At 66.6% G+C, this 26,727-nt stretch carries 28 protein-coding genes and 1 riboswitch; of the genes, 4 read left to right on the top strand and 24 right to left on the bottom strand.

Features of this window, described 5'->3' with window-relative positions; all coding sequences use genetic code 11:
- The 4 genes from shn_RS24805 to shn_RS24790 all read right to left on the bottom strand — a co-directional run bounded on the left by shn_RS24805 (position 1) and on the right by shn_RS24790 (position 5,244).
- A complete protein-coding gene (locus shn_RS24805) occupies positions 1-1,638 on the bottom strand; it encodes a monovalent cation/H+ antiporter subunit D (RefSeq protein WP_064333173.1) in 1,638 nt (545 codons plus the stop codon).
- Entirely contained in the window at positions 1,635-1,973 is a 339-nt protein-coding gene (locus tag shn_RS24800) for a Na+/H+ antiporter subunit C (protein WP_064333172.1), read from the bottom strand. Before shn_RS24800 ends, shn_RS24805 begins: the two co-directional genes overlap by 4 nt.
- On the bottom strand, positions 1,973-4,891 hold the full coding sequence (locus tag shn_RS24795; protein WP_064333171.1) for a monovalent cation/H+ antiporter subunit A: 2,919 nt from the start codon (positions 4,889-4,891) through the stop codon (positions 1,973-1,975). Before shn_RS24795 ends, shn_RS24800 begins: the two co-directional genes overlap by 1 nt.
- Before the next feature lie 101 nt (positions 4,892-4,992).
- Positions 4,993-5,244 carry a hypothetical protein gene (locus tag shn_RS24790; protein ID WP_145926047.1) on the bottom strand — a complete coding sequence of 84 codons (252 nt, stop codon included), beginning with the start codon at positions 5,242-5,244 and terminating at the stop codon, positions 4,993-4,995.
- 532 nt (positions 5,245-5,776) lie between these two features.
- Here shn_RS24790 and shn_RS24785 point away from each other — a divergent pair.
- From shn_RS24785 to shn_RS24775, 3 genes are all read left to right on the top strand, one after another.
- The gene (locus tag shn_RS24785; protein ID WP_064333169.1) at positions 5,777-6,091 is read left to right on the top strand and encodes a DUF2934 domain-containing protein; all 315 of its coding nucleotides are present in this window, start codon (positions 5,777-5,779) and stop codon (positions 6,089-6,091) included.
- Positions 6,092-6,359: 268 nt separating this feature from the next.
- Entirely contained in the window at positions 6,360-6,725 is a 366-nt protein-coding gene (locus shn_RS24780) for a YbaN family protein (RefSeq protein ID WP_064333168.1), read from the top strand.
- A gap of 7 nt (positions 6,726-6,732) precedes the next feature.
- Complete coding sequence (locus shn_RS24775; protein WP_064333167.1) at positions 6,733-8,172, top strand: deoxyribodipyrimidine photo-lyase; 1,440 nt, start codon at positions 6,733-6,735, stop codon at positions 8,170-8,172.
- A gap of 9 nt (positions 8,173-8,181) precedes the next feature.
- Here the strand turns inward: shn_RS24775 and phnN are convergent, their stop codons facing one another.
- The 14 genes from phnN to phnG form a co-directional block, all read right to left on the bottom strand.
- Positions 8,182-8,781 (bottom strand): phosphonate metabolism protein/1,5-bisphosphokinase (PRPP-forming) PhnN, encoded by a 600-nt coding sequence (gene phnN / locus shn_RS24770; RefSeq protein WP_064333166.1) that lies wholly within the window; start codon positions 8,779-8,781, stop codon positions 8,182-8,184.
- 2 nt (positions 8,782-8,783) lie between these two features.
- Positions 8,784-9,923 (bottom strand): alpha-D-ribose 1-methylphosphonate 5-triphosphate diphosphatase, encoded by a 1,140-nt coding sequence (locus shn_RS24765; RefSeq protein WP_064333165.1) that lies wholly within the window; start codon positions 9,921-9,923, stop codon positions 8,784-8,786.
- 1 nt (position 9,924) lies between these two features.
- The gene (locus shn_RS24760; RefSeq protein ID WP_064333164.1) at positions 9,925-10,632 is read right to left on the bottom strand and encodes a DUF1045 domain-containing protein; all 708 of its coding nucleotides are present in this window, start codon (positions 10,630-10,632) and stop codon (positions 9,925-9,927) included.
- 105 nt (positions 10,633-10,737) lie between these two features.
- A complete protein-coding gene (gene phnE, locus shn_RS24755; RefSeq protein WP_064333163.1) occupies positions 10,738-12,240 on the bottom strand; it encodes a phosphonate ABC transporter, permease protein PhnE in 1,503 nt (500 codons plus the stop codon).
- A 9-nt stretch (positions 12,241-12,249) separates the two neighbouring features.
- The gene (phnE, locus tag shn_RS24750) at positions 12,250-13,206 is read right to left on the bottom strand and encodes a phosphonate ABC transporter, permease protein PhnE (RefSeq protein WP_245337438.1); all 957 of its coding nucleotides are present in this window, start codon (positions 13,204-13,206) and stop codon (positions 12,250-12,252) included.
- 179 nt (positions 13,207-13,385) lie between these two features.
- Positions 13,386-14,291 carry a phosphonate ABC transporter substrate-binding protein gene (phnD, locus tag shn_RS24745; RefSeq protein ID WP_064333161.1) on the bottom strand — a complete coding sequence of 302 codons (906 nt, stop codon included), beginning with the start codon at positions 14,289-14,291 and terminating at the stop codon, positions 13,386-13,388.
- A gap of 81 nt (positions 14,292-14,372) precedes the next feature.
- Positions 14,373-15,221: a phosphonate ABC transporter ATP-binding protein gene (phnC, locus tag shn_RS24740; protein WP_064333160.1), complete on the bottom strand. Its 849-nt coding sequence runs from the start codon at positions 15,219-15,221 to the stop codon at positions 14,373-14,375.
- A gap of 152 nt (positions 15,222-15,373) precedes the next feature.
- A complete protein-coding gene (locus shn_RS24735) occupies positions 15,374-15,988 on the bottom strand; it encodes a DapH/DapD/GlmU-related protein (RefSeq protein WP_064333159.1) in 615 nt (204 codons plus the stop codon).
- Complete coding sequence (phnL, locus tag shn_RS24730) at positions 15,985-16,692, bottom strand: phosphonate C-P lyase system protein PhnL (RefSeq protein ID WP_064333158.1); 708 nt, start codon at positions 16,690-16,692, stop codon at positions 15,985-15,987. Before phnL ends, shn_RS24735 begins: the two co-directional genes overlap by 4 nt.
- Positions 16,693-16,694: 2 nt before the next feature.
- Entirely contained in the window at positions 16,695-17,471 is a 777-nt protein-coding gene (gene phnK / locus shn_RS24725; protein ID WP_064333157.1) for a phosphonate C-P lyase system protein PhnK, read from the bottom strand.
- A complete protein-coding gene (locus shn_RS24720) occupies positions 17,468-18,352 on the bottom strand; it encodes an alpha-D-ribose 1-methylphosphonate 5-phosphate C-P-lyase PhnJ (RefSeq protein WP_064333156.1) in 885 nt (294 codons plus the stop codon). The genes phnK and shn_RS24720 overlap by 4 nt, the downstream gene beginning before the upstream one ends.
- Complete coding sequence (locus shn_RS24715; RefSeq protein WP_064333155.1) at positions 18,349-19,449, bottom strand: carbon-phosphorus lyase complex subunit PhnI; 1,101 nt, start codon at positions 19,447-19,449, stop codon at positions 18,349-18,351. Before shn_RS24715 ends, shn_RS24720 begins: the two co-directional genes overlap by 4 nt.
- A 4-nt stretch (positions 19,450-19,453) precedes the next feature.
- Complete coding sequence (phnH, locus tag shn_RS24710; RefSeq protein WP_064333154.1) at positions 19,454-20,062, bottom strand: phosphonate C-P lyase system protein PhnH; 609 nt, start codon at positions 20,060-20,062, stop codon at positions 19,454-19,456.
- A complete protein-coding gene (phnG, locus tag shn_RS24705) occupies positions 20,062-20,532 on the bottom strand; it encodes a phosphonate C-P lyase system protein PhnG (RefSeq protein ID WP_064333153.1) in 471 nt (156 codons plus the stop codon). The genes phnH and phnG overlap by 1 nt, the downstream gene beginning before the upstream one ends.
- A 105-nt stretch (positions 20,533-20,637) precedes the next feature.
- On the opposite strand from phnG, the gene phnF reads away from it, so the two are divergent.
- The gene (gene phnF / locus shn_RS24700; RefSeq protein ID WP_064333152.1) at positions 20,638-21,381 is read left to right on the top strand and encodes a phosphonate metabolism transcriptional regulator PhnF; all 744 of its coding nucleotides are present in this window, start codon (positions 20,638-20,640) and stop codon (positions 21,379-21,381) included.
- On the opposite strand, the gene shn_RS24695 is transcribed toward phnF, so the two are convergent.
- From shn_RS24695 to shn_RS24670, 6 genes are all read right to left on the bottom strand, one after another.
- Positions 21,338-22,135: a class I SAM-dependent methyltransferase gene (locus tag shn_RS24695; RefSeq protein ID WP_064333151.1), complete on the bottom strand. Its 798-nt coding sequence runs from the start codon at positions 22,133-22,135 to the stop codon at positions 21,338-21,340. The genes phnF and shn_RS24695 overlap by 44 nt on opposite strands.
- Positions 22,135-22,587 carry a pseudoazurin gene (locus tag shn_RS24690; protein WP_064333150.1) on the bottom strand — a complete coding sequence of 151 codons (453 nt, stop codon included), beginning with the start codon at positions 22,585-22,587 and terminating at the stop codon, positions 22,135-22,137. Before shn_RS24690 ends, shn_RS24695 begins: the two co-directional genes overlap by 1 nt.
- Positions 22,584-23,384 carry an ABC transporter ATP-binding protein gene (locus tag shn_RS24685; RefSeq protein ID WP_064333149.1) on the bottom strand — a complete coding sequence of 267 codons (801 nt, stop codon included), beginning with the start codon at positions 23,382-23,384 and terminating at the stop codon, positions 22,584-22,586. Before shn_RS24685 ends, shn_RS24690 begins: the two co-directional genes overlap by 4 nt.
- On the bottom strand, positions 23,381-24,331 hold the full coding sequence (locus shn_RS24680; protein ID WP_245337454.1) for an iron ABC transporter permease: 951 nt from the start codon (positions 24,329-24,331) through the stop codon (positions 23,381-23,383). The genes shn_RS24685 and shn_RS24680 overlap by 4 nt, the downstream gene beginning before the upstream one ends.
- Positions 24,332-24,405: 74 nt before the next feature.
- Positions 24,406-25,449 (bottom strand): ABC transporter substrate-binding protein, encoded by a 1,044-nt coding sequence (locus tag shn_RS24675; RefSeq protein ID WP_064333147.1) that lies wholly within the window; start codon positions 25,447-25,449, stop codon positions 24,406-24,408.
- A gap of 154 nt (positions 25,450-25,603) precedes the next feature.
- Positions 25,604-25,836: riboswitch (cobalamin riboswitch) on the bottom strand.
- A gap of 26 nt (positions 25,837-25,862) precedes the next feature.
- The gene (locus shn_RS24670; protein WP_064333146.1) at positions 25,863-26,717 is read right to left on the bottom strand and encodes a MurR/RpiR family transcriptional regulator; all 855 of its coding nucleotides are present in this window, start codon (positions 26,715-26,717) and stop codon (positions 25,863-25,865) included.
- Between the last annotated feature and the right edge of the window lie 10 nt (positions 26,718-26,727).

Below are 26,727 nucleotides of genomic sequence, written 5' to 3'. Positions count from 1 at the left end.
TCAGAGCCCTCCCCCGCCATCCGGCCCGCTCGGTTCGGCGACACCAGCGCGGCGCGCATTGATCACGGCATCGATATAGGCGGCCGGCTGCTGCAGATTGCGGATGGTCTCCTCCATGTACCCCATCGCCGGGCCGGCCTTGATGGTGAGCGCCAGCGTCAGCGCGATCAAGAGCATGACCGGGGCCATCTCCATGACGAGGACCCGCGGCACGGTGCCCTCCATCGAGGCCCAGAAGGTGCGGATGCCGGCGCGGGTCATCGAGATCAGCGCCGCCAGTCCCGACAGGATGAGCAGGGCGACGATCCACCACGCCGACGCGGCGATCGGCGCTTCGCTGTTCGCGCCCGTTCCGATCATGCCCGACAGCATGGCGAATTTCGCGACGAAGCCGGAGAGCGGCGGCAGGCCGGAGAGCAGGATGCCGCAGGCGGCAAAGCAGATGCCGAGCACGGCGATCGTGCCGGGCATGGTGACGCCGACCTCGACCTCCTCGTCCTCCTCGTCCGCATCGCCGTAGGCTTCCATGGTCACGGCGAGGACCGATGCGCCCGCATCCTGCCCGCGCTCGACGAGCTCGATCAGCAGGAAGAAGGCGGCGATCGTCAGCGTGGAACTGACCATGTAGAAGAGCGCGCCCGATGTCACCGTGCCGTTGTTGAGACCGAGGACCGCCAGCAGCGTGCCGGAGGAAACGAGCACGGAATAACTCGCCAGCCGCCCGAGCGCCTGCGAGGCGAGAACCCCGATCGTGCCGAAGGCGATGGTCGCCATGCCGCCGTAGAGCAGCACGTTGAGGCCGAGCCCGGCCGAATCCCCCTGCCCGAAGACGAGCAGCGAGAGGCGCAGGATGACATAGATGCCGACCTTGCTCATGATGGCGAAGATGCCGGCGACCGGCGCCGTCGCGGCGCTGTAGGCGCCCGGCAGCCAGAAGTTCAGCGGCCACATGCCGGCCTTGATGAGGAAGACGATGCCGAGGATGCCGGCACCGGCTTCCAGCAGCATGCGCCGCTCGCCCTCGATCTCGCCGATGCGCACGGCAAGGTCCGCCATGTTGAGCGTGCCGGCCGAGCCGTAGATGGCGCTGACGCCGATCAGGAAGCAGAGCGCGGCAGCGAGGTTGACGGCAATATAGTGCATGCCGGCCTTGACGCGCATCGAGCCGGAACCGTGCATCAGGAGGCCGTAGGACGCAGCCAGCATCACCTCGAAGAAGACGAAGAGGTTGAAGAGGTCGCCCGTGAGGAACGCGCCGTTGAGGCCCATCAGCAGGAACTGGAACAGCGAGTGGAAATGCGCGCCAGCGGTGTGCCAGCGGGCAAGCGCGAAGACGAGCGTCGGGATGGCGAGGATCGAGGCGAGGACGAGCATCAGCGCCGAGAGCCGGTCGACGACCAGCACGATGCCGAAGGGCGCCGGCCAGTTGCCGAGCAGGTAGACGCCCTCGAAACCGTCCGAGCCGTTGTTCGCAAGACGGAACAGGCTGATGGCGACCGCCGCGAGCGCAAGGCACGACACGACGCTGATCATTGCCTTGAGGACGCGCTCGCGCTCGTCGAAGAACAGCAGGAGCGCGCCCGCGACGAGCGGGATGACGATGGGCGCGATGATGAGGTGTTGCTGCCAGCCGCTCATTTCGGCTGCTCCCTGCCGTCGACATGGTCGGTGCCGGTGAGGCCGCGGGCCGCCAGCAGCACCACAAGGAAGAGCGCCGTCGTGGCAAAGCCGATGACGATGGCGGTGAGCACCAGCGCATGCGGCACCGGATCGGTCATCGTCGAGATGTCGACGCCCTCCTCCAGCAGCGGCGCGGCATTGGACTTCACGCCGCCGACCGCGAAGATGAAGAGGTTCACCGCATAGGAGAGCAGCGAGAGGCCGATGATGACCTGATAGGTGCGCGGGCGCAGGATGAGCCAGACGCCCGAGCCTGTCATGATGCCGATACCGAGCGAAAGAACGAGTTCCATCAGGCCTCCTCCGCCTTGGGGGCTTCGAGATTGCGAACCCGATGCATGCGTATGGACTGGTGCGCGAGCGCGATGAGGATCAGCACCGTCGCGCCGACAACGAGCGAGAAGACCCCGAGGTCGAAGAACAGCGCGCTCGCCGCGGGCACCTTGCCGATGAAGGGTATCTCGACATATTGCGAATGGCTGGTCAGGAACGGATAGCCGAACGCCCATGCGCCCATGCCGGTGATCGCGGCCAGCAGCAGGCCGACACCCATCCAGCGCAGCGGCAGGATGCGCAGCCGGTCCTCCGCCCAGCGCACGCCGCCGCCCAGATATTGCAGCAGGAAGGCGATCGCCATGGTGACCCCGCCGGCAAAGCCGCCGCCCGGCAGGTCATGGCCGCGCAGGAAGAGATAGATCGCAAACGTGATGATGACCGGGAACATCCACTGCATGATGACCGAGGGCACCAGCAGATAATCGCGCACCGTATCGCCCGCCGAGCGCTCGGGGCGTTCGGCGTCATAGGCGGCCTGGATGCGCTGCTGCTCCGGTTTCTCGATGCTGTCCGGCGCGGGGCGGAAACGACGCAGGAGAGCGAAGACCGTCAGCGCGACGATGGCCAGGACCGCGATCTCGCCCATCGTGTCGAAGCCGCGGAAATCGACGAGGATGACGTTGACGACGTTGCGCCCGCCCCCTTCGGCATAGGCCTTTTCGAGGAAGTAGCTGGCTATGGCGTCCGGCACCGGCTGGTTCATGATCGCGTAGGAGAAGACGAACATGCCGAGGCCGCAGGAGACCGCAAGCAGGAAGTCCCGGAAGCGGCGGCTGCGGGCCGACAGGGTGACGGAGTTGTCGATCTTCTCCGAGCGCTTGGGCAGCCAGCGCAGGCCGAGCAGCAGGAGGACCGTCGTGACGATTTCCACGACGAGCTGCGTGATGGCAAGATCCGGCGCGGAGAGCCAGACGAAGGTGATGCAGGTCGTAATGCCCGCGCCGCCGAGCAGGACGAGCGCGGCAAGGCGATGGTATTTCGCCTGGTAGGCGGCGCCCAGTGCGCAGAAGGCGCCGACGCACCAGATGGCGGCGAAGATGGGATCGATGTCGCCGAAGACCAGCGGCTTCGGCGCAAAGCCCGCCATGTAGAGCGGCACGACGCCCGCCAGCAATCCGGCGGCCGCGACGAGGCGCAACTGCGGCTGGAGATTGCGGGTGCTGAGACGGCTTTCAAGCCAGCGTGCCCATTTCCACGAGACCGTGACGAGCACGCGCTCGAAGATGCGCTGGCCGCCGAGATGGCGGAAGAGCGGCGGGCCGTCGTCGCACCTGGCAAGATAGTCCTTCAGCACCGCGTAGAGTGCGGCGCCGCCGATGAGCGCGATCATGCTCATGATGAGCGGGGTATTGATGCCGTGCCAGAAGGCGAGGCTGTATTCCGGCGTGCGCGTACCAAGCACCGAGACGACGGCCGAATGCAGGAACGGGCCGATCGAGAGCGACGGGATGATGCCGACGACGAGGCAGGCGAGCACCAGGAACTCGATGGGGAAGCGCATCCAGCGCGGCGGCTCGTGCGGCTTGGGCTTCGGCAGGTCGGTCGGCTCGGGGCCGAAGAAGACCATGTGGATGAAGCGGAGCGAATAGGCGACCGAGAAGGCGCCGGCAAGCGTGGCGACATAGGGCAGCATGCGGTCGAGCACGGAATCGGCATGCGTCTCCACCGCCTCGGCAAAGAACATTTCCTTGGAGATGAAGCCGTTGAGCAGCGGCACGCCGGCCATGGCCGCGCTCGCCACCATGGCGAGCGTGCCGGTTATCGGCAGGTATTTGAAGAGCCCGCTCAATCGTCGCATGTCGCGCGTGCCGGTCTCGTGGTCGATGATGCCGGCGGCCATGAAGAGCGAGGCCTTGAAGGTGGCATGGTTCATCATGTGAAAGATCGCCGCCACGGCGGCGACCGGGCTGCCGAGGCTGAGCAACGTGGTGATGAGACCGAGATGGCTGATGGTCGAATAGGCGAGCAGCCCCTTCAGGTCCTGCTGGAACATCGCGAAATAGGCGCCGAGGATCAGCGTGCAGACACCGGCAATGCCGACCAGCATGAACCATTCATAGGTGCCCGACAGCGCGGGCCAGAGCCGCACGAGCAGGAAGACGCCCGCCTTCACCATGGTCGCCGAATGCAGATAGGCCGAGACCGGCGTCGGCGCGGCCATGGCATTGGGCAGCCAGAAGTGGAACGGCACCTGCGCGCTCTTCGTCAGCGCGCCGATGAGGATCAGCACGAGCGCCGTCAGGTAGAGCGGATGCGCCTTGATCTGATCGCCGGACGAAAGCACCACGTCGAGATCGTAGCTGCCGACGATATGGCCGAGCACGAGCAGGCCGGCGAGCAGGCAGAAGCCGCCGATCCCGGTGATCGTCAGCGCCATGCGCGCGCCGTCGCGGGCAGCGGCATTGTGATGCCAGTAGCTGATCAGGAGGAAGGAGAAGATGCTGGTCAGCTCCCAGAACACCGAGAGCAGGATGATGTTGCCCGACAGCACGATGCCGAGCATCGAGCCCATGAAGGCGAGCAGGAAGGAGAAGAAGCGCGGAACCGGGTCCTCCTCCGACATGTAGTAGCGTGCATAGAGCACGATGAGGCAGCCGATGCCGGTGATGAGCATCGCAAAGAGCCAGGCAAAGCCATCCATGCGCAGCGTGACGTTGAGCCCGAGCTGCGGCAGCCATTCGAGGTCAATCCGGACCTTGCCGCCGTCGCGCACCGCGGGATAGAGCGCGGCGGTCAGTACCAGGCTCACAAAGGCCACGGCGCCGGACATGCGCGCGGCAAGCACCCTCGAATCGGTCCGCAGCAGAATGGTCGCGGCAAGGCTTCCCGCGAAGGGAAGGCAGACCAGCAGGACCAGAATCATTTCACCTGTCATCGTTTGATCGGTCGCTTTCGAACGTCAGAGCTTCTCACGCGCCGGCATGCCGGCAAAATCGGGAGACCGCACGCGACCGACGGGACGATCGGCGGCGGTCGTCAGGTGAAATTCAACGGAGGGGCACGCGCCCCGCGCATGTCCACATGCCCCGCGCCGGAGACCGAAGGCACGATGATGGCCATGGCGGTCACCATGCCCTCGAGGCCAAAGGCTTCCCGCGCCGGCAGGCAGGCAAGATCGCCTGTGCTGTCGAGCGGCGTCACTTTCCCGGCGACAATGCGCTTGCGGCATTCGGCATCGGGAAGCGCCGAGGGATGGCCCGCGGTCTTGTGGGTGCCGTAGCGAAGCATCTTCGAACCGGCACCGGCGGCAGACGGCGCCGAGAGCATCGATATCAGCAGCAAAAGACAGGCAAGCGCAGCACAGAAGAGGCAAAAAGCCCGACGAACAGGTCGATGCTGTTGCCCTGCCGCTACCAAACGCCCTGCCTTTCGATTCCATCGCCCGCGTTGAATATTCTCTCATGCGGACAATACGTTGGCGGGATTGGCGCTGTCCACCCGCAAGCATGAAACTTTTCCAAAATTACGCCGGTTTACCGCAGCCGGCAGCATGTTTTTCCTTTTCCGGCCGGCAAACGGTCATTCTGCCACATCCATGTCCGCTTGATGCCCCGTCGCTTTGGGCGCATTCTAGCCCGGCGAATCGCATGAAGCAGACCTGCTCCCGTGGGGCGATGCCCGGAGCGCATGGTGCCTGGTATCTGGACGTGCCGGTTAATGTCGTCCCGGCCATCCAGCGAGTTCCGTGTCCCGATCCTGCCTGCCTTTTTCTGCGGCAGCGGCGGCACGACGTCAGTTCACTCTGGAACGGGGATTAGCGATGACGGATGCGCGAAGGGAATGGATCAGCAAGCGGGCCTATACGCTCTGGGAAGAGGCGGGGCGGCCGCACGGCCATGACGCCGAGCACTGGGAACAGGCCGTGCAGGAGCGCGACGAATTCGAGCGCGTGGCACTTGCCCCGGAGGCGAGGCCGTCCGGCGCCAGGACGCCGCTGATCGAGATATCCAGGAAGGCGCAGGCGAAGAAGTCCGACCCGGCCAAGCCGCGCAAGAAGGCCGAAGCCGCGACGGAAAAGCCGATCGTCGCGAAGGCAAAATCCGTCAAGGCGACGGCGAACGGCAAGGAAGCCTGATCGCTGCGACACGGCAGAAACGGCCTGCCATAGCGGATATGCCATTCCGCGCTCCATGAGCCGGCCGCCTCAGGCAATCGGCCATAGAATGAAGGCGCCCGACACCATGCCTCTTCCTCCCCCGGGAAGAAGAGGCAAGAGCGAAGCCCTGCCTTCTCAGCCGGTCTTTACCAATTATTCCCGCCCTCCTGCGGCATCAATGCCCTTGGAGACGGCGACGCGACGCTCTATGTGAACGGTCGAACGCGGGCTGAAGCGAGGATACCCGGTGCGATCGATCTATATGGCGGCAGGCGTGCTGATGACGGCGATCGGCATTGTCGGCGTCTTCCTGCCGCTCCTGCCGACGACGCCGTTCCTGCTCGTCGCGGCCTGGTGCTTTTCCCGCTCCTCGCCGCGCCTCGAACACTGGCTGCTGAACCACCGCACCCTCGGCCCGCCGCTGGCGAACTGGCGGCGCGAGGGCGCGATCTCGGCGCGCGCGAAGACGATCGCCATCTGTCTCATCGTCGCGAGCTACGGTTTCTTCTATTACCGCACGGCGCCGTCGCCTCTTCTTGCGGTCGTGGTCGGTCTCGTCCTGTCGGCAAGCGCCCTTTTCATCCTGACCCGCCCCCTGCCGAAGAGGACGTGACGGCCCGATGGCAACGCACCAAGCCCCGGTCATCGTCTGGTTCCGCAAGGACCTGCGCATCGACGACAATGCGGCGCTGGCCGCCGCCGCGGATACCGGGCGCCCCGTCGTCCCGCTCTATGTCCTTGAGCCTGCGGAGGGTGGAACCGGCGCGCTCGGCGCCGCCCAGCGCTGGTGGCTGCACCACGCCCTCGAAGCGCTGGCCGGGAACCTCTCCGGGCTCGGCGCGCCGCTCGTCCTGCGCAGCGGGCCGGCCGATGCGGTCCTCGACGCGCTGATCGCCGAGACCGGCGCCGACACCGTCCACTGGAACCGCCGGCACGACCCGCCGGGCATGGCGATCGACCGCGCGATCAAGGCCGCGCTGAAGGCGCGCGGCCTTGCCGCCACCAGCTTCGCCGGCCAGTTGCTGCACGACCCGACCCGCCTGCTGACGGGAGAAAAGAAGCCCTTTCGCGTCTACACGCCCTTCTGGAAGGCGCTGGAACGGGCGGGCGAACCCCAGGAACCGATCGACCCGCCGGCACCGCTGGCCGCCCTCCCCGAACCCTTGACGTCGGAACGCCTGGAGGACTGGCGCCTCACGCCGGCAAGGCCCGACTGGGCCGCGTCCTTCCGGGAGGTATGGACACCGGGCGAAGCCGCCGCGCAGGAGCGTCTTGCAACCTTCGTGGACGGCGCGATCGACGGCTACGGCACCGACCGCGACCATCCCGCCCTCGACGCCACCTCGATGCTCTCGCCGTATCTGGCGCTCGGCGAAATCTCCCCGGCCCGCATCTGGCACGCCACGCGCGGGCTTGACGCGCCGACCGGCGATCTCGTCCATTTCCGCAAGGAACTGGCCTGGCGGGAATTCTGCTACCACCTCTACTTCCACTTTCCCGCCCTTGCGGAGAAGAACTGGAACGATCGGTTCGATGCCTTCCCCTGGGAAGAACGCGGCGAGGCCTTCACGCTGTGGACGCGCGGCCTGACGGGCTATCCGATCGTCGATGCCGGCATGCGCCAGCTCTGGCGGCACGGCTGGATGCACAACCGCGTGCGCATGATCACGGCCTCCTTCCTGATCAAGCACCTGATGATCGACTGGCGGCACGGCGAAAAATGGTTCCGCGACACGCTGGTGGACGCCGATGCGGCCTCGAATGCGGCGAACTGGCAATGGGTGGCCGGCTCCGGCGCAGACGCCTCGCCCTTCTTCCGCATCTTCAATCCCATCCTGCAGGGCGAGAAATTCGATCCGGACGGCACCTATGTGCGCCGCTTCGTGCCGGAACTGGAAAACCTGGATGCCGCCTGGATCCACAAGCCCTTCGCCGCCCCGGAGGCCGCGCTGAAGAGCGCCGGTATCGATCTCGGCAGGACCTATCCGAAACCCATCGTCGACCACGCCCGCGCCCGCGAACGGGCGCTTGCCGCCTTCAAGGCGCTGAAGGCGGACTGAGCCGGAGCCCTAATCGTCCCGCGCAAGGGCGGAGGCAAGCAGGCGCACGAGGGCATCACCTGCCTCTTCCAGCGCGCCGCTGTTGTCGATGACGACCGTATCGGCAGCGACGACGATCTCGGGCACGGCGCGGTCGAGCCGGCGGGCGATGGCCTCGGTGCTTTCCCGGCCGCGGGCGGCGAGGCGCGCGGCGAGGATGTCGGCGCGGGCGGTGATCAGCACGACCTTCAGCCGCTCGTAGGCCGCAGCGAAGGCGGGCAGCGCCGACCGGCTGCCATTGGCGACCAGCGTCATGCCCTCCGAAAGTTGGTCGAGGGTTTCGCGCGGAATGCCGTAGGAAAGGCCGTGCGCATCCCAGGAGACCGCAAAGGCGCCGGCGGCCGCCCGCGCCTGGAAACCGGCCGCATCGACCGCCTCATGCGCCTCCCCGCCGGCATCCGGCGGGCGGGTGATGACGCGGCGCACGAAGCCAAGGCGCGGCTCGCCGGCAAATTGCCGGGCGGCATAGGCCATCACGCTGTCCTTGCCCGCGCCGCTGGGGCCGACGACGACGACCATCGTGCCGGCCGCGACCGGCAGGGGCCGGGCCGTGACGATTTCGGCCTCCATGCTCAAGCGACCCGCCTGCCCTGCCGCCAGACCGAGCGCACGACCGGAACGCCGGAGGGACGGCGCACGCGCACGAGATCGGCGCGCAGGCCCCTGGCGATGGCGCCGCGATCGTCGAGGCCGACGGTGCGGGCCGGCGTGGTGGAGACCATGGCGATGGCGCGCGGCAGGTCGATGCCCTCGACCTCGTCGGCGAGGATGAAGGGCGCATGCATCAGGCTGAAGGGCACGTAGTCGGAGGAGAGCACGTCGAGCACGCCCATCGTCGCGAGGTCGCGGGCGGCGATGTTGCCGGAATGGGACTTGCCGCGCACGATGTTCGGCGCGCCCATCAGGACGCTCATGCCGGCGCCGTGCGAGGCTTTGGCGGCGTCAAAGCTGGTCGGGAACTCGGCAAGGCGGATGCCGTAGCCGATCGCCTCCTCGACATGTTCCAGCGTCGCATCGTCATGGCTGGCGACCGAGATGTCGCGGGCCGCGCAGGAGGCGGCGATGGCATCGCGGTGCGGCTTGGCATAGCGGGCGGAAAGGTCCTGCTGGCGCTTGCAGAAGGCGGAGAATTCGTCGTCGGTCAGGCCGCGCTTCTTCTTGTAGTAGAGGATGTACTGGTCCAGCGTCTGGAACTGGCGCTGCCCCGGCGCGTGGTCCATCAGCGAGACGAGGCGGACCAGCGGATCGTCCTCGAATTCCGCATAGTGGTCGAGCACGTTGTCGGTCGAGACCTCGCAGCGCAGGTGGATGAGGTGCTCGGCGCGCAGGCGGTCCTCGTCCTGCGCCTCGGCGATGGCATCGGCCATGGCGCGCATCTCGCCCTGCTCGAAGCCGCCGTCCTCGTCCGAGCCCATGCGCAGGCAGTCGAAGACGGTGGTGATGCCCGAGGTGACGACCTGGGCATCATGCGCCTGGATCGCCGCCGTCAGGCCCCAGCGCACGCCGGGGCGCGGCGAATAGTGGGCTTCGAGATGGTCGGTGTGCAGTTCGACGAGGCCGGGCAGGAGGAAGTCGCCTTCCATGTCCTCGCCAGCGGCGGAAGAACCTTCGGAAATGTCCGCGATCAGGCCATCACGGAGCACCAGCGTGCCATCGAGGATCCGGTCCTCAAGCACGATGCGGGCATTGGAAAGAACGGTTTCGCGGGTCATGTCAGGCGGTCTTTCTATTGGCTCCCGCTGCGAGCGGGAAAAGCGAATGGACGGTGAAATCGGCGCCGCGCGAGGGCTCGCGGAAGAGCGCGAGGCCCTCGATCGCCAGCGGGCGTTCATGGAAATCGGAAAAATGCGCAAGCAGCGCGGCCTCGACGGCCGCGCGGCGCTCCACGGGGACGCGCCCCGTCAGCGTCATATGGAAGCGGAACGTGTCGAAAACATAGGGATAGCCCCATTGCACGAGGTTCTGGCGCTCTTCGGCCGTGAGCTCGTCCGGTTTGCGGCGGGCAATGTCGGCGGAGGTGAGCGGGGCGCGAAAACGCTCGAAGCGGCGCACCACCTCGCCGGCAAAGGCCTGTAGCGGCTCGCAATCATCGCCGGGCACCAGCGCGAAGAAGGAGCCGAGGCGGCCGACGACAGCCCGCGGAATCTCGAAAGGCCCGACCTCGGAAGCGAAACGGCCGATTGCAGCCAGCAGCTCGGCTTCGCTGCGGCCCTCGGCAAGCGCGAAGGGCGCCTTCAGCGTGGCGTGGAAACCGTAGCGGCGCGGATCGGCCGTCAGGCCGGCGAGCGCGGCCGCATCGAAGCCGTTCACGGCCGGCTGTTCCAGCGCCGCCCCCGTAAACGCATTGCGCCCCAGCCAGCGCTGGGCGGCAAGGGTCAGCGGGTCGCTTGCGGGCGGGGTGAAATAGAGGGCGTAACGCAATGGTTCATTCCTGTGAAAGTCGTTCGACGCCGCCGGTCCGGCGGCGTCGGCACTTGAAGGGATTCGTGTGGCAGCATCATGCCGCCACGCCGGATCTTTCGCCGCTCAATGCGCCGGCTTGCCCATCAGGCGCGAGCGCAGCGCGTTCGAGATGCCGTCGAAGACGAAGACGACGATGAGGATCAGCAGCACCATATAGGCGACGTTCTCCCAGTCGGAATTCGTGCGCATCGCTTCCCAGAGCTTGAGGCCGATGCCGCCGGCGCCGACCGCGCCGATGATCGTGGCAGAACGGGTGTTCGATTCCCAGAAATAAAGCGCCTGGGAGGCAAACAGCGGCATGACCTGCGGCAGCACGCCGAAGCGCTGCACCGCGGCCGGCGCCGCGCCGACCGACTTCACGCCCTCGCGCTGCTTGTCGTCGATATTCTCCAGCGCCTCGGAATAGAGTTTTCCGAGCGTGCCCGTATCCGTGAAGAAGATCGCCGACATGCCGGCGAGCGGCCCCGGGCCGAAGGCACGGGTGAAGAACAGCGCCCAGATCAGCATGTCGACGGAGCGCAGGAAGTCGAAGAGGCGCTTCGTCACCTGGTTGGAGATCCAGCTCCGCGTGATGTTGCGCGCGGCGAGGAAGGAAAGCGGGAAGGCGAGCAGCATGGCGAACAGCGTGCCGACGAAGGCCATGACGATGGTCTGGAGCAGCTTCGTCCAGACGTCGAGATGCTGCCATTCCGCATTGTAGAGGATATTGTCCCAGGCAAGCGACAGGTTCGACTGCTTCGGGTCGATGCGCTCGCCCGACGTCACCAGCGAGAAGACCTCCGATAGCGGCTTGCCGTGGAAGGGCGAATTGGTGTCGAATAGGAAGTTCGCCCAGCCGAAGAAGCGCTTGCGGATCGAGATGTCGTCCGCCTCGATCTCGCCCCAGCCGGCGACACCGAAGGAAAGCGTGATCTTTTCGCCCGGCGCCTTCTGCGTCGCCCAGGCCGGCAGCGCGCCCTCGACCGTCATATCGGAGCCGGCGATCTCGACGAGCAGTGTCTCGCCGGAATGCTGCACGGTCACCCGCTCCGGCACGACCTCGACGCTCGTCGAGGAATTGAGCGTGATCTTCGCACGCTTGACCACCTCCTCCTCGCGGGTGGTCGCGGTCGCCATGGCATTCGCGGCAGTGGCCGAGCCGCCGATGGTACCGCCCGTTCCCATGAAGCCCATCGAGGCGGGCTTTTGGGCGGTGTCCGTCGCAGCGCCGGCGGAAGGCGTGGTGCGGGTCATCGTGCCGCGCTCGATCTCGACCCAGTCGGGCTCGGCATTCGGCCCGAGCGGCGAAAAGCGCGGATAGGTCAACTTCATCGCGCCGTCGGGATCGATCGTCACTTCCGGGCGCACCTCATAGGAGACCCAGTCGGCGAGATAGGTGCCGGCAATGTTCCAGTTCGCCGTGCCGAGCACATGGCCGATGGCGAAGAACCACCAACAATAGAGCGCGTAGAGCACGAAGCCGCCGGCGATGATGGCGACGCGGAAGCGCTGCCAGAACGAGCGGTGGAAGACGGCCGGATGGCGTGCCGCGATCTCATCCATCTGAGCGGGATTGAGGGTCGTCATGGCACTCTCCTATTGGGTCAGCCGGAAGGCGTGATCGCCGACGAGCCTGCGGCGCAGCCAGGCGGAAAACTGGTCGACGGCGATGATGGTAATGAGCAGCAGCAGCACGATGGCGAGCGTCTTGGCCTGGTGTCCCTGGCCGATGGACAGGCGCAGAAGCTCGCCGATGCCGCCACCGCCGACGGCGCCGATGATGGTCGAGGCGCGCACGTTGATTTCGAGGCGCAGCAGGAAATAGCTCATGAAATTCGGCAGCACCTGCGGCACGATGCCGAACCAGACGCGCTCCACCCAGCTTGCGCCGACCGCGCGAAGCCCTTCCTCCGCCTTCATGTCGGCATTCTCGACCACCTCGAAGAACAGTTTGCCGAGCGCCCCGACCGTGTGGATCGACACGGCGATGACGGCCGGCAGCGGGCCGAGCGACAGGATGGCGAGGAAGAAGCCGGCGAGCACGACTTCCGGGAAGGCGCGCAGGATCTCCATGAAGCGGCGCACGAAGGCGCGCAGCAGGCGGTTGGCGACGAGGTTCTTCGCCGCAAGGAAACAGAGCAGGAAACCGAAGACCATGCCGATGACGGTGGAGAAGATCGCGATGTTCAGCGTCTCCAGCATCTTGTGGAAATATTCCGGCACATAGAGGCTCTCGGTGATGTAGAGCCGCCCCTCCGGGTAATTGTACTTGAAGCTGCCGTCATCATAGGGCGACGGCAGGTCGAACAATGCGCGAAAGACCTCCAGCCCGTCACGCGGCACCATGTCGCCGACGAAATCGAAGAGATGCGGCAGCCGGTCGAAGAACTTTCCGGCATTGGTCTCGTTGGCGAACCAGAGCGAGCCGGTGAGCGCCATGGCGAGGATGGCAAGGCCGAGCCAGGTATAGAGCCGGCGGCGGGCGTTCAGCTCCTGCCAGTGCCGCTCGATGAGCGCACCCTTTTCGCTGAAGCCGTCGTGAAGCGTGTTCATGGCCATGGTCTGTCCGTCTCGGCAGAGTTCTGTGTGCGCAATCCTGATCGCCGACAAAGCGCCACGACCTCTCTTCCGTCATGGTCGGGCTTGACCCGAGGGTGACGTCGAGAGTGGAGTGGCGACGTCAGCAAAAGGCGCCGGCCGGGTTGCGGCCGGCGCCGGATGCTGTTTGGCGATCAACCGCCGATCGTTGCCTTGCGGGCGTCGATGATCGGCTTGTAGAAGTCGACGTTGACTTCCGTGAACGAGGTGAAGTCACCGCCCATGACAGCGGCAAAGCAGGCGGCGTCCTTCTGCGGCAGGTCGAGCATGAACTGCTTGAACTTCGCCTTCATGTCGCCTTCCATGGAGGAGCGGACGACGATCGGGCCGTTCGGGATCAGCGGCGACTTCCAGACTTCGACGAGGTCGTTCATGTCGAGAATGCCCTTCTCGACCATCTTGTGCAGGTTGCCGGAGGTGTAGCCGTCCTTCCACTCGCCGACGCCCGAACCGAAGGTCGTGCCGGCATCGAAGGTGCCCTTCATGACTTCGAGAACCAGGTTCTCATGGCCGCCGCCGAAGCCGGTTTCAGCGAAATATTCCTTGACCGGGCCGCCGATCGATTCCGGCAGCGTGACGAGCGGGATCAGGTAGCCGGAGGTGGAGTCCGGATCGGCGAAGCCGAGCTTCTTGCCCTTCAGGTCCTCCAGCTTGGTGATGCCGGAATCCTTGCGGGCGACCATGATCGAGTGGTAGCCGGTCGAGCCGTCCGTCTGGACGGTCGTCAGGATCGGCTCGACGGCGTCGGCCTTGGCGAGGTAGATCTTGGCAAAGCCGGAAGCGCCGAGTTCGGCATAGTCGAGCGTGCCGCCGAGCAGGCCCTGGATGACGCCGTCATAGTCGGCGGCCGGGAAGAACGAGACCTTCTCGAAGCCGAGCTCGGCCTTCAGATGATCGCCGAGGCACTGATAGTTGCGCAGGCGGTCGGCTTCGTTCTCGCCGCCGATGATGCCGACGCGGAATTCCTTGAGGTCTTCAGCCTGTACGTGGCCGGCGAGCGCGATGAGCGCGACGGCGCCGAGAAGAGCTTTCTTCAGCATGGTCTTTCTCCTGTTTGACCGGCTCTGCCGGGCTCTTGAAAAATGATGGCCCTTCACGCGGGCCAATCGATCCCGGTCGGCTCAAAGGCCGGCCAGTGCCAGCGGTGTCGGGCTGGCGGATTCCTTGATGTTGTCCTGGCGGGCCGGATTGCGGATCGCCGTGGAGGTGACGCTCTCGTCGATCTCCGCCCCATCGGCGCCCGTGCCGTAGATCGTGCGCACCGCCTCGGCATCCAGGTCACGCGCCGGTCCGTCGAAGACGACGCGGCCGCCGGACATGCCGATGATGCGCTCGCAATAGGCGCGCGCCGTATCCAGCGTGTGCAGGTTGGTGATGACGGTGATGCCCTCGCGCTCGTTGATGTCGCGCAGCGCGTCCATCACGATCTTGGCGTTCAGCGGGTCGAGCGAGGCGATCGGCTCGTCGGCGAGCAGCATCTTCGGGTTCTGCATCAGCGCCCTTGCGATCGCCACGCGCTGCTGCTGGCCGCCCGAGAGCGTGCCGGCCGGCTGCAGCGCGGTCTGCTCGATGCCGAGGCGCTCGAGCGCGGCAATCGCCATGATGCGCTCCTCGCGGGTGAAGAGGTTGAGGATGCTCAGCACGGCCGAACGATGGTTGAGGCGGCCGAGCAGCACGTTGGTGAGCACATCGAGGCGCGGCACGAGGTTGAACTGCTGGAAGATCATGGCGCAGTCGCGCTGCCAGTTGCGCAATGCCGCGCCGCGCAACGCGGAGACCTCGACGTCATTGAAGTGGATGGAACCCTCGCTCGGATCGGCAAGACGGTTGATCATGCGCAGCATGGTGGACTTGCCGGCGCCGGAGCGGCCGATGACGCCGACCATCTGGCCCTGCGGAATGTCGAAGGTCACGTCGTCGACCGCAACGCGCTCGCCGAACCGGCGGGTAACATTCTTCAGTCGAAACATGATGGATCCCTTTTGTCCTGTGTCGGATCGAGGTCGGGCCTCGTCGTTTTCGGGACTGGCTCTAAACGCTGTTGATGAAGGGGCGATGTCAGTTTCATGTCGGAAAAATAACAGTCCACAGGCCTGAATTTCCGGCATCGGAGAGGGCCTCCTCACCCGTCGTGACGGGCGAGGAAGGCTTCTGCGTCAAGTTTGCGAAAGTCGTCCAGAGCCGTGCGCAGCCGGGCGTGATCCCAGTCCCACCAGGCGAGTTTTTCCATGCGTTCGGCGATGGTTCGGGGGAAGCGTTCGCGGATGACTTTCGCCGCGACGCCGCCGACGATCATGTAGGGTTCGACGTCCTTTGTGACAACCGCGCCCGAGCCTATGACAGCGCCGTTGCCGATCGTGACACCCGGCAGGATGGTCGATCCGTGACCGATCCACACGTCATGGCCTATGGTGACGCGATGGTCGCGCCGCCAGGAGAAGAAGTCGGCCTCCTGGTCGGCATCCGGCCAGTAGTCGTTGGCACGGTAGGTGAAATGGTGCAGCGTCGCGCGCCACATCGGGTGGTTCGTCGCGTTGATGCGCACCGAGGCGGCGATGTTGGCGAACTTGCCGATCGTCGTGCACCAGACGGAGCCGCCGTTCATGATGTAGGAGTAGTCGCCGATCTCCGCTTCGCTGACGCGGCAGTTCTCGTCGATCTCCGTGTAGCGGCCGAGCACCGTGTCTGACACGACGGCGGTCGGATGGATCAGCGGCGTTTCGGACAGCCGGGTCATGCGACGGCCTTTCGCGGCGAGAAGGCAGAGACGTCGACGATGCGGTCGGCAACCTTCTCGCGCACGTCCTCGTCGTGGAAGATACCGAGAAGCGCGACCCCGGCGGCCTTCTTCTCCGCGATCATCTCGACGACGACGGCGCGGTTCTTCGCGTCGAGCGAGGCGGTCGGCTCGTCGAGCAGCAGGATGCGGTGATCGGTGATGAAGCCGCGGGCGATGTTGACGCGCTGCTGCTCGCCGCCGGAGAAGGTGGCCGGCGGCAGCTGCCAGAGTTCGCGCGGCAGGTTGAGCCGGGCGAGCATCGCCTCCGCCGTCGCCTTTGCCTCGGCCACATCGACACCGCGGGCGGTGAGCGGTTCGGCGACGACATCGACGGCCGCGACGCGCGGCACGGTACGCAGGAACTGGCTGACATAGCCGAGCGTGGCGCGGCGCACCGACAGGATCGTGCGCGGATCGGCGGCCGCCAGATCGAGCAGACGGCCGCCATGCTCGATGAGGATCTGGCCGCTGTCGACGGCGTAATTGCCGTAGACCATCTTGAGCAGCGAACTCTTGCCGATGCCGGACGGGCCGCCCAGCACGACGCATTCGCCCGCCTTCACCGAGAAGGCGACATTGGACATGACGGGCAGGCGGATGCCGTCGCGAAGATGCATGGTGAAGCTCTTCGCGACTTCGGAAACAACGAGCGGGGTCGGCATGGTCACACCTGAAGGATCGAGGAGACGAGGAGCTGGGTATAGGCTTCGCGCGGATCGTCGAGCACGCGGTCGGTGAGCCCCTGCTCGATGACGACGCCGTCCTTCATCACCATCATGCGGTGCGAGAGGAGGCGGGCGACGGCAAGGTCATGCGTGACGATGATCGCGGAAAGGCCGAGGTCCTGCACGAGGCCGCGCAACAGATCGAGCAGGCGGGCCTGCACCGAGACGTCGAGGCCGCCCGTCGGCTCGTCCATGAAGACGAGGCGGGGCGAGGTCACGAGATTGCGGGCGATCTGCAGGCGCTGGCGCATGCCGCCGGAGAAGGCGCGCGGCTGGTCGTCGATGCGGTCGACGCTGATCTCGACGCGGCCGAGCCAGTTGCCGGCCGTTTCGCGGATATTGCCGTAGTGTCGCTCGCCGACGGCCATCAGCCGCTCGCCGACATTGGCGCCGGCCGAGACCGCCATGCGCAGGCCGTCGGCCGGGTTCTGGTGCACGAAACCCCAGTCGGTGCGCATCAGGAAGCGGCGCTCCGCCTCGCTCATGCGGGACAGGTCGCGCATCCCGCCATCGCGCATGCGATATTCGACGGAGCCCGAGCTCGGCATCAGGCGGGTGGCGAGGCAGTTGAGCAGCGTCGTCTTGCCGGAGCCGGATTCGCCGACGATCGCCAGCACTTCACCCGGCCAGAGATCGAAGGAGACGTTCTGGCAGCCGATGCGCGCGCCGTAGAACTTCGAGATGTCGCGGACTTTGAGAAGCGGCGTGTCGGTCATTCGGCAGCCTCCTTGTCATAGGCGAGAGAGCCGCGATGGCCGCCCGCGCAGCGTTCTTCGCAATGATCGGTGTCCGAGCAGACGAACATCCGCCCGCCCTTGTCGTCGAGCACGACCTCGTCGAGGTAGACATTCTCCGCGCCGCACAGCGCGCAGGGCCTGTCGAAGGTCTGGATCTCGAAGGGATGGTCCTCGAAATCCAGGCTGACGACCTCGGTAAAGGGCGGCACGGCGTAGATGCGCTTTTCGCGTCCCGCGCCGAAAAGCTGGAGCGCTTCCGACATGTGCATCTTCGGATTGTCGAATTTCGGCGTCGGCGACGGGTCCATCACATAGCGGCCCTCCACCTTCACCGGATAGGCATAGGTCGTGGCGATATGGCCGTTGCGGGCGATGTCCTCGTAGAGCTTGACATGCATCAGGCCGTATTCTTCCAGCGCGTGCATCTTGCGCGTCTCGGTCTCGCGCGGTTCGAGGAAGCGCAAGGGTTCGGGGATCGGCACCTGGTAGACGAGCGTCTGCCCGGCCGTCAGCTTTTCCTCGGGAATGCGGTGGCGCGTCTGGATGATCGTCGCCTCGCGCGTCTTTGTCGTCACCGCCACATCGGCGACCTTCTGGAAGAAGGCGCGGATGGAGACGGCGTTGGTCGTGTCGTCCGCCCCCTGGTCGATGACCTTCAGCACATCCCTGGGGCCGAGGATCGCCGCCGTCACCTGCACGCCGCCGGTGCCCCAGCCATAGGGCATGGGCATTTCGCGCGAGGCGAAGGGCACCTGGTAGCCGGGAATGGCGATCGCTTTCAGGATCGCCCGGCGGATCATGCGTTTGGTCTGTTCGTCGAGATAGGCGAAATTGTAGGTCGCCAGGTCTGCCGTGCTCATTCTGCGGCCTCCGGAAGATCGATGTTCTGCGCGGCCTCGTATTCGCGCCGCATGCGGCGCACGAGATCGAGTTCGGCCTGGAAGTCCACGTAGTGCGGGAGCTTCAGGTGCTCGACGAAGCCGGTCGCCTGCACATTGTCGGAATGGGAGATGACGAATTCCTCATCCTGCGCCGGGGCGACGATATCCTCGCCGAATTCCTCCGCGCGCAGCGCCCGGTCGACCAGCGACATGGCCATGGCCTTGCGCTCGCTCTGGCCGAAGACGAGGCCGTAGCCGCGGGTGAACTGCGGCGGGTTCTTCGCCGATCCCTTGAACTGGGCGATCATCTGGCATTCGGTCACCTGGATGCGACCGAGCGAGACGGAAAAGCCGAGTTCCGGCATGTCCAACTCCACCTCGACCTCGCCGATGCGCACCTCGCCGACGAAGGGATGGGTGCGGGCATAGCCGCGCTGCGTGGAGTAGCCGAGCGCCAGCAGAAAGCCCTCGTCGCCGCGGGCGAGCGCCTGCAGGCGCAGGTCCCGCGCCATCGGGAATTCCAGCGGTTCGCGCGTCAGGTCGCCGGCGACGTGGCCGTCCGGCAGACTGCCGTCATCCTCGACGAGGCCCTCGCCGACCAGGATGTCGGAGACGCGCATCACCGGCTCGCCGGCCTCCTCGCGCTCCAGCGGCGCTTCGACCGCCTCGTCCGTCAGGAGCGACGGATCGAGCAGGCGGTGCGTATAATCGAAGGTGGGCCCGAGGAGCTGGCCACCCGGCAGGTCCTTGTAGGTCGCCGAGACGCGGCGCTCGACGCGCATGTCGCCCGTCTCGACCGGCCTGGAATAGCCGAAGCGCGGCAGCGTGGTGCGGTAGGCGCGCAGGATGAAGATCGCCTCGATCATGTCGCCCCGCGCCTGGCGGACGGCAAGCGCCGCGAGCGACCGGTCGTAGAGCGAGGCTTCGGCCATCACGCGGTCGACGGCAAGGCCGAGCTGCGCGACGATCTGCTCGATGCCGATGGCCGGCAGCGAACGGTCGCCGCGGCGGCGGTCGGCGAGGAGGCGGTGGGCGTTGGAGATGGCGGCTTCGCCACCCTTGACGGCAACGTACATGGTCTTACGCCTCCTTCACGCTGACAATGGTGGTGCGCGGCAGGCAGAGGATTTTTGCGCCCGCAACGAGGATCAGGTCGACGCCGCGCGGAAAATTCTGCCGGTTCTCCGACCAGAAATGCGGGAACATGTCGGGCAGGCCCGCCGGCGCGATCTCCGCCTCGGTGCGGATGCCCGGCCCCTTCAGCACGAGCGGCCGCCCGCCCTCGAAAGCATCGATCTCGACCACTAGGGTCGTCGAACGATCCGGATATTCCTGCGTGCCTTGCGCGAAGAGGCTGAGATTGGGCAGCATTGCACCCTTCTCCACGAAGGCGAAGCGCGCGTTCTGGCGCTCGTCGGTCACCGTCGCGCCGGCGTTGAAGGCGAGCCAGCCCGGCAGCGCCGAGCGGGAGAGCGCCGGGGTGAGCCAGACGGTGGTATCGTGGTCGCAGAGCGTCAGCGCGATGGCGCCGGCCGTCGCGTTCAGCGGCGCGGGCGGCACGACGGTCGCATCGATGCGGCCGATCGTGCCCGGGCGGGCCATGCAGTCCATCAACGTGCGGAACGCGGCCTGGGCCTCGAACACCGGCCGGTCGAAACCGCCGGCAAAGGCGAGCGTGTCTGTCGTCATCAGTCCTCTCCGCGAACCATGGTGAAGAAATCGACGCGGGTGGCGGCCGTCTGGCGCGCCTTTTCGGCGTCCTCGTCGGCAATGCGCGCGGCGACGGCGTCAAGCAGCGCCTCCACCCCGGCCCTGCGGGCCGGCTGCTGGAAGAGCGCGTCGAAGATCGCCGCAAGCCGCGCCTTGGCACTGTCGGTGCCGAGCGCCTGGCCGTGGCCGACCGTGCCGTCTTCGAGACGGACGCTCGCGCGGGTCACCGTCGCCTCGCCGAGATTGAACGGTGCCCCGCCGCCGCCGATGCGCCCGCGCACCATGACGAGGCCCGTTTCCGGGCCGCGCACCGGCTGGGCGGCCGGCTTGTCGCCGAGCGCGTCGAACGCCGCCTGCAGTTCGGCCCGGCTCGCCTTCGCGAGCAGACCCATCGCCCTCTGCCGTTCGCCCATCGCGGCGCTTTCGGCAGATTTCCGAATTGATGCCATTGCCTCATCTCCAAATGTCTATTAATCTAGACAACCGAACATCTAAGTCTCGTCTTAATCGGCCGGGATGACAAGGGTGTGACAGCGGGCTTCGCGGGGGCGGAAATGGTGGAACGGCAATCGGGCGTGGCGCTCTGGCGACAGATCGCGGATCGCATGCGCCTTGCGATCAACAATGGCGATTTCGACGAGACCGGCATGATGCCGCCGGAAGTGGTGCTGGCCGCCCGCTTCGGCGTGAACCGGCATACGGTGCGCAGCGCCATGGCGGCGCTGGCGGAGGAAGGCATCGTGCGCCCGATCCAGGGCATCGGCACACGCATCGAGCGGCGCGACCGCCTGCGCTTTCCCATCTCCCGCCGGACACGCTTCTCGCAGGGCCTCGGCAACCAGACGCGCAACCTGGAGGGAAGGCTGCTGGCGGCAGCAACGGAGGCCGCGCCCGCCACCGTCGCCGAGGCGCTCGGCCTTGCGCCCGGCACTCCCTGCATGCGGCTCGAAACCGTCAACAGCGCCGACAGGCGCCCCGTCTCCTGCGGGACACATTATTTCCCGGCCGGTCGTTTCGCGGGGATCGACGCGATCTACGACAGGACGCGCTCCATCACCGCCTCCTTCCGCGAACTCGGCGTGCCGGATTACGTCCGCCGCTCGACCGAAATCTCCGCGATCCACGCCGAGGGCGACGACATCCGCCACCTGAAGCTCTCGCCCGGGGCGATCATCCTCGTGGCGACGGCGGTCAACACCGACCTCGACGGCGTTCCGATCCAGTTCTCTCGTACGCGCTTTGCCGCCGACCGGGTCAAGCTGACGGTGGAGCCGGAGCCCGACGGCAGCAGAGGATGAAACGGCGGTAAAGCAGCGTCCGCAGCCGGTTGCGCAGGTCCGCCGTGCGGCGCTGGGCCTTTGCGATGGGCGCATGCGAGCCGACCGTCATGTCGCGAAAACCCGCCGCCTCCAGCAGCGGCAGCACGCGCTCGACGGTGAGCCCGTCGCCGAAGGGCAGGCGCTCCATGATGCTGGCGTGCCGTTCGCTCATCGCGCCGTCATAGTGCGGATCGGTGCCGACGACCTTGTCCAGCATGGCGATGGCCCGGCTTGCCAGCCGGCCGAGCCGGGTCGGCGCGGCCCAGTCGCCGTCGAAGAACAGAAGCAGGCCGCCGGACTTCAGCATGCGGTGCCATTCCGCAAAGGCCGTGGCCGGCGTCGTCAGTGTCCAGACGAGATGGCGGCAGACGATGGCGTCGTAGCTCTCGTCCGGCTCCATCGGGTTTTCCGCATCGGCGAGCAGGAAGCGAAGCCCCCTCGCCCCGGCGTGCTTTTTCCGTGCCACCGCCAGCATCGCCTCGGAGAAATCGAGCGCCGTCACCTCATGGCCGAGGGAAAGGAGCAGGCGCGTCACTTCCCCCGTGCCGCAGGCAAGCTCCAGCACGCGGCGCGGCTCGGGGCCGAGCCGCTCGCGGATCGCCGCCGCCCAGGCGTCGAATTCCGGCCCTTCGGGAATGCGGTGGCCGAAGGCGAGATCGAAGGTTTCGGAGCGACGCGACCAGTAGTCGCGGATGTCTTCCTTGAGATGGCTGTTGGGGCGCGGGCCGTGCATCACTGCCCCTCGCCCGCATCGATACGGGCAAAGATATCGTCGAAGCGCGGCCGGGCGCGGGCCGGGACCTCGACCTTGCGGATCGCCTCCGTCAGCTCCGCTGCGCCAACCTTGACCAGCATGACCATGCCCATGCCGAAATGCGGCGAGCACTTGATGCCGTAGTAGCCCGGCTGGTCGAAGGTCACCTCGATCTCCTCGTTGATCTTGCCCTTGAAGCCCGCATAGCCCTCGGAAACCATGCCGTCGATGCTTGCGGCATTGTGGCTCTTGTGGGTGGCGACGAACTTGATGCTGTCACCCGGTTTGATCGCCAGGAAATCCGGCTCGAAGACCATGGAGCCCCTTTCGCCGCGGTTGCGCATCTCGACGCGAAACGTTTCGGCCGCGGCGGGAACGGCATGGAGGAGGGCGGCGAAGGCCGCGGCGAGGAGGAGACCGGTTTTCATCATGCCTCTGCAACGAGCTTGAGTTTGGCAGGCCGCGGTTCCGGCCGGCGATAGCGGATGAAGCAGCCGCCGGTGCTGTCGCGCTCGACATCGACGGTGACGCCGAAGACGTCGGCGAGGCGCTGCGGCTCCAATACCTTGGCGGGCGTGCCGAGCGCGACGATGCGGCCGCCCTGCATGACGGCGATGCGGTCGCAGAACATGGCGGCGTGGTTGAGATCGTGCAGCGCGGCGACGACGGTCAGGTCCTGCTCGCGCACGAGCTGGAGCAGGCTGATCTGGTGGCCGATGTCGAGGTGGTTGGTCGGCTCGTCGAGGAGGAGGATCGGCGCCTGCTGGGCGAGCGCGCGGGCGATGTGCAGCCGCTGGCGCTCTCCGCCGGAGAGCGTGTGCCACAGCCGGCCGGAAAAGCGCGCCATGTCGACCTCCTCCAGCGCCCGGTCGACAATGGCATCATCGGTGCGCGACCAGGGCGTCAGGGCGCCGAGATGGGGCGTGCGGCCGAGCTCGACCGCCTGGCGCGCGGTGATGCGCTCGGTGGTCTCGGCCTGCTGCTCCACGAAGGCGATGCGGCGGGCGATCGCCTGCCGGCCATGGGCGGAGAGCGGCCTGCCGTCGAGCGTCACCACGCCGGCCTGCGGCCTGCGGATGCCGGCCATCAGCGCCATCAGGCTGGTCTTGCCGGAGCCGTTCGGGCCGATGATGCCCAGAAATTCGCCGGGGCGCACGTCGAGCGAGACGTCCGACAGGATGGTCGTGCCGCCGGCCGACCAGGAGAGGCCTTTTGCCGAAAGGGTCACAGGGCCGACCTCCGTTGGCTGAGGATGAGCGCGAAGGCCGGGGCGCCGAACAGCGCCGTGATGACGCCGATGGGCAGCACCTGGCCGGGAATGATGACGCGCGACAGCACGTCCGCGGCGATCATGAAGACCGCGCCGATCAGCGCCGAGGCCGGCAGCAGCAGCCCGTGCCGGACGCCGACGACCATGCGCGCGGCATGGGGAATGACGAGCCCGACGAAGCCGATCGACCCCACGATGGAGACCATCACGGCCGTCATCAGCGCCGAGACGGCGATCAGCACGACATAGACCCGCCGCACCGGAATGCCGAGCGAGGCCGCCGATTCCGTGCCGAAGGTGAAGGCATCGAGCGCGCGGGCATGCCAGAGGCAGACGACAAGGCCGAGAAGCGCGACCGGCAGCGCCAGCCAGACATCCGGCCAGCGCACGCCCGAGAGGTTGCCGAGCAGCCAGAACATGATGCCGCGCGCCTGCTCGGCATTGGCCGCCTTCGTCACGATGAAGGAGGTCAGCGCGTTGAAGAGCTGCGAGCCGGCGACACCCGCAAGGATGATCGCCCCCGTGCCGCGGCCCGCGCGCACCGCAAGCGCGCTGACGAGGCCGAAGGCGACGAGCGCCCCGAGAAAGGCGCCGATCGGCAGCGTCAGGATGCCGGCGCCGATGCCGAGGATCGCCACGGCCACCGCCCCGGTGGAGGCGCCGGCGGAAATGCCGAGAATGTAGGGATCGGCGAGCGCATTGCGCAGCAGCGACTGCAGGATCACGCCGCAGAGCGCGAGCGCCGAACCGCAGCAGGCGGCAACCACGGCCCGGCTCAGCCTATAGTTCCAGATGATGCCTTCGTCGATCGGTTCGATGGCGTGCCCCGCCTGCCAGAGACGGTTCGCCACGGTCTTCGCCACGACATCGAGCGGAATGGCGGTCTCGCCCACCGCCGCGCCCATACCGAGCGCGGCGACGAGCAGCACGAGCGCCGCGAAGGCGGCGCCCGTGCGCAGCAGGATGGGGCGATCCGCCGTCACTTTGCGAGGCCGGCTTTCTCGATGGCGTCGGCAAGCACCTCGATGCCCTCGATCGTGCGGATCGTCGGGTTCATCGCCTGGGCGTCCATGTCGACGACATGGCCGTTCTTCACGGCCGGCATCAGGCTCGCGACGGGATCGGTCTTGAGGAACTCGTGCTTGACCGCGACGTCATCGGCGGGGAAGCGGCGGCGCTCCATCTTGCCGGCGACGATGATCGTCGGGTCGGCCTTGGCGACGGTTTCCCAGCCGACCGTCGGCCATTCCTCGTCGCTCTCGATGACGTTCCGGATGCCGAGCGCCGACATGATGTAGCCCGGCGCGCCGTTGCGGCCGGCGACATAGGGGTCGATGTCGAGTTCGGCGCTGGAGAACCAGAAGACGGCAGAGAGCTTGCCATCCGCCGAGGCGATCTTCCTGCGGGCCGCCTCTTCGCGCGCCTTCAGGTCGGCGATGACCTTCCCGCCCTGGTCCTGCACATCAAAGATCTGCGCCAGCTCACTGATTTCCTTGTAGATCAGGTCCATGGTGAAGACCGTATTGCGCACGCCGTCGCCGCCACCGGAATTGTCCTTGCCGATGCAATCGGCAGGCGAGGTATAGACCGGGATGTTCAGCTCCTCGAACTGCTCGGGCGTCGCGACGATGCCCTCGGGGCCGACATGCCACTGGAACTGCGCCGTCACGAGATCCGGCTTCCTGGCGACGACGCTCTCGAAGCTCGGATCGTTGTCGGCAAGGCGCTCGACCTTGGCGTTGACGTCCTCGTAGCCCGACAGCACCGGGCCGATCCAGACCGCCGTGCCGACCATGCGCTCGCCGACGCCGAGGAGATAGAGGATTTCGGTCGAGCTCTGGCCCAGCGAAACGGCGCGCTCCGGTGCCTTTTCGAAGGTGACCTTGCGGCCGCAGTTTTCCAGCGTCAGCGGATACTGGGTCGCGGCCGCCTGGGCCGTGCCCGACGACAGGACGAGCACGGCGGCGCCGGCCAGGGCGAAAACGAGGGATGCGGCACGCGCGGCCGCAGGCAGAATGGTCATGGGTTTCTCCCGGATGAATGAAAGCGTGCGGGCTCAGCCGGTAAGCCGATGGAGGCGAACCGATTGCGGTCGGGAGAAAACGAGTGGAGTCCTGCCGTCTCCGGCAGCCAGGGTCGTCATGGCGTCTCCTGTTCCGGGCATCCCCGCCCGTGACTTGGATTGTTGCTCTGACGGCAGGTCTCCTGGCTCACGGATATCTGCTGCCTGTCTGCCTTCCCGCGGAAAACCGCAGTGGCATGACGCAAAACGCGTCCCAAGGACAGGCGGCAATCCGCCTACAGTTGCGGGGGCAGCCACGGAATGGGTCCCTGTTGGGTCGTCCGCACCGTGTTCCCTATTAATCCCCTGGGAGTCATCCTTCGGGGAACCGTCGATCCATCCTTAGTCCGCCGCGCTTGGCAGCGTCAAGGCGCTCAGCTCTCGAAATCCCCGAAGATGTCCTGGAGGCGGGTCAGCGTATCGACGCGCTCGCTGACCGCCTCGCCCATGACGACGATGATGTTGCTGAGCATGAGGTCCATGACGGCGGTCATGGTGGCCGCGCCGTCCCAGAGCGGCCCGTGCGAGCCCGGCACGATAAGGCAGATGTCGGAGACCTCAGGTCCCCACGGGCAGAACTCGTCGGTGAGCAGCACGACCTTCACGCCGGCCCGCCGCGCCTCCAGCGCAAGCGGCCGCGCCTTGGCGGCAAAGCGGCGCACGTCATGCAGGAAGAGCAGCCGTCCCTCGACGGAGCCGTCGAGAAGTTCCGAATAGGTGCCGTTGAGGCCATCGACGAACTGCACGCGCGGCCGCGTATAGGAAAGCTGGCTGGCGAAATACTGGGCGATGCCGCGCACGTTCTGATAGGCGGCGACATAGACTTCCGTTGCGCCGATCAGCGCGTCGATCGTCTGCTGCCATTCGGGCGCGCTGGTGATGGCGTAGATCTGGCCGAGATTGTCGATCTGCTGCTGGATGAGGCCGGCAAGAAGCTTTCCCTCCTTGCGGTCCTGCTCCAGCGAGGCGACCGGCCCCTTGACCTCCCAGGCCGGATTGGAGCCGCCGCGGCGCAGTTCGCTCTTCAGTTCGTCGAGCCCGTCGAACCCCATGCGGCGGAGATACCGGCCGATGGTCATGGGCGAGACCTGGAGGCGCTGGGCGATGGAGCGCGCCGTCTCGAAGGGCAGTTCGGCGATGTTGCGCTCGATATAGTGGGCGATCAGCCTGTCGGATTTGGAGCGCCGGAGGTCGTCGGACTGAACGAGCTTCAGAATGCGTTTCGACACGTCGCCCTCT

This window comes from Shinella sp. HZN7 (genome assembly GCF_001652565.1).
Taxonomy (GTDB): domain Bacteria; phylum Pseudomonadota; class Alphaproteobacteria; order Rhizobiales; family Rhizobiaceae; genus Shinella; species Shinella granuli.
Note: the sequence above shows the minus strand (reverse complement) of the source record. Positions and strands in the feature narration are given on the sequence as shown.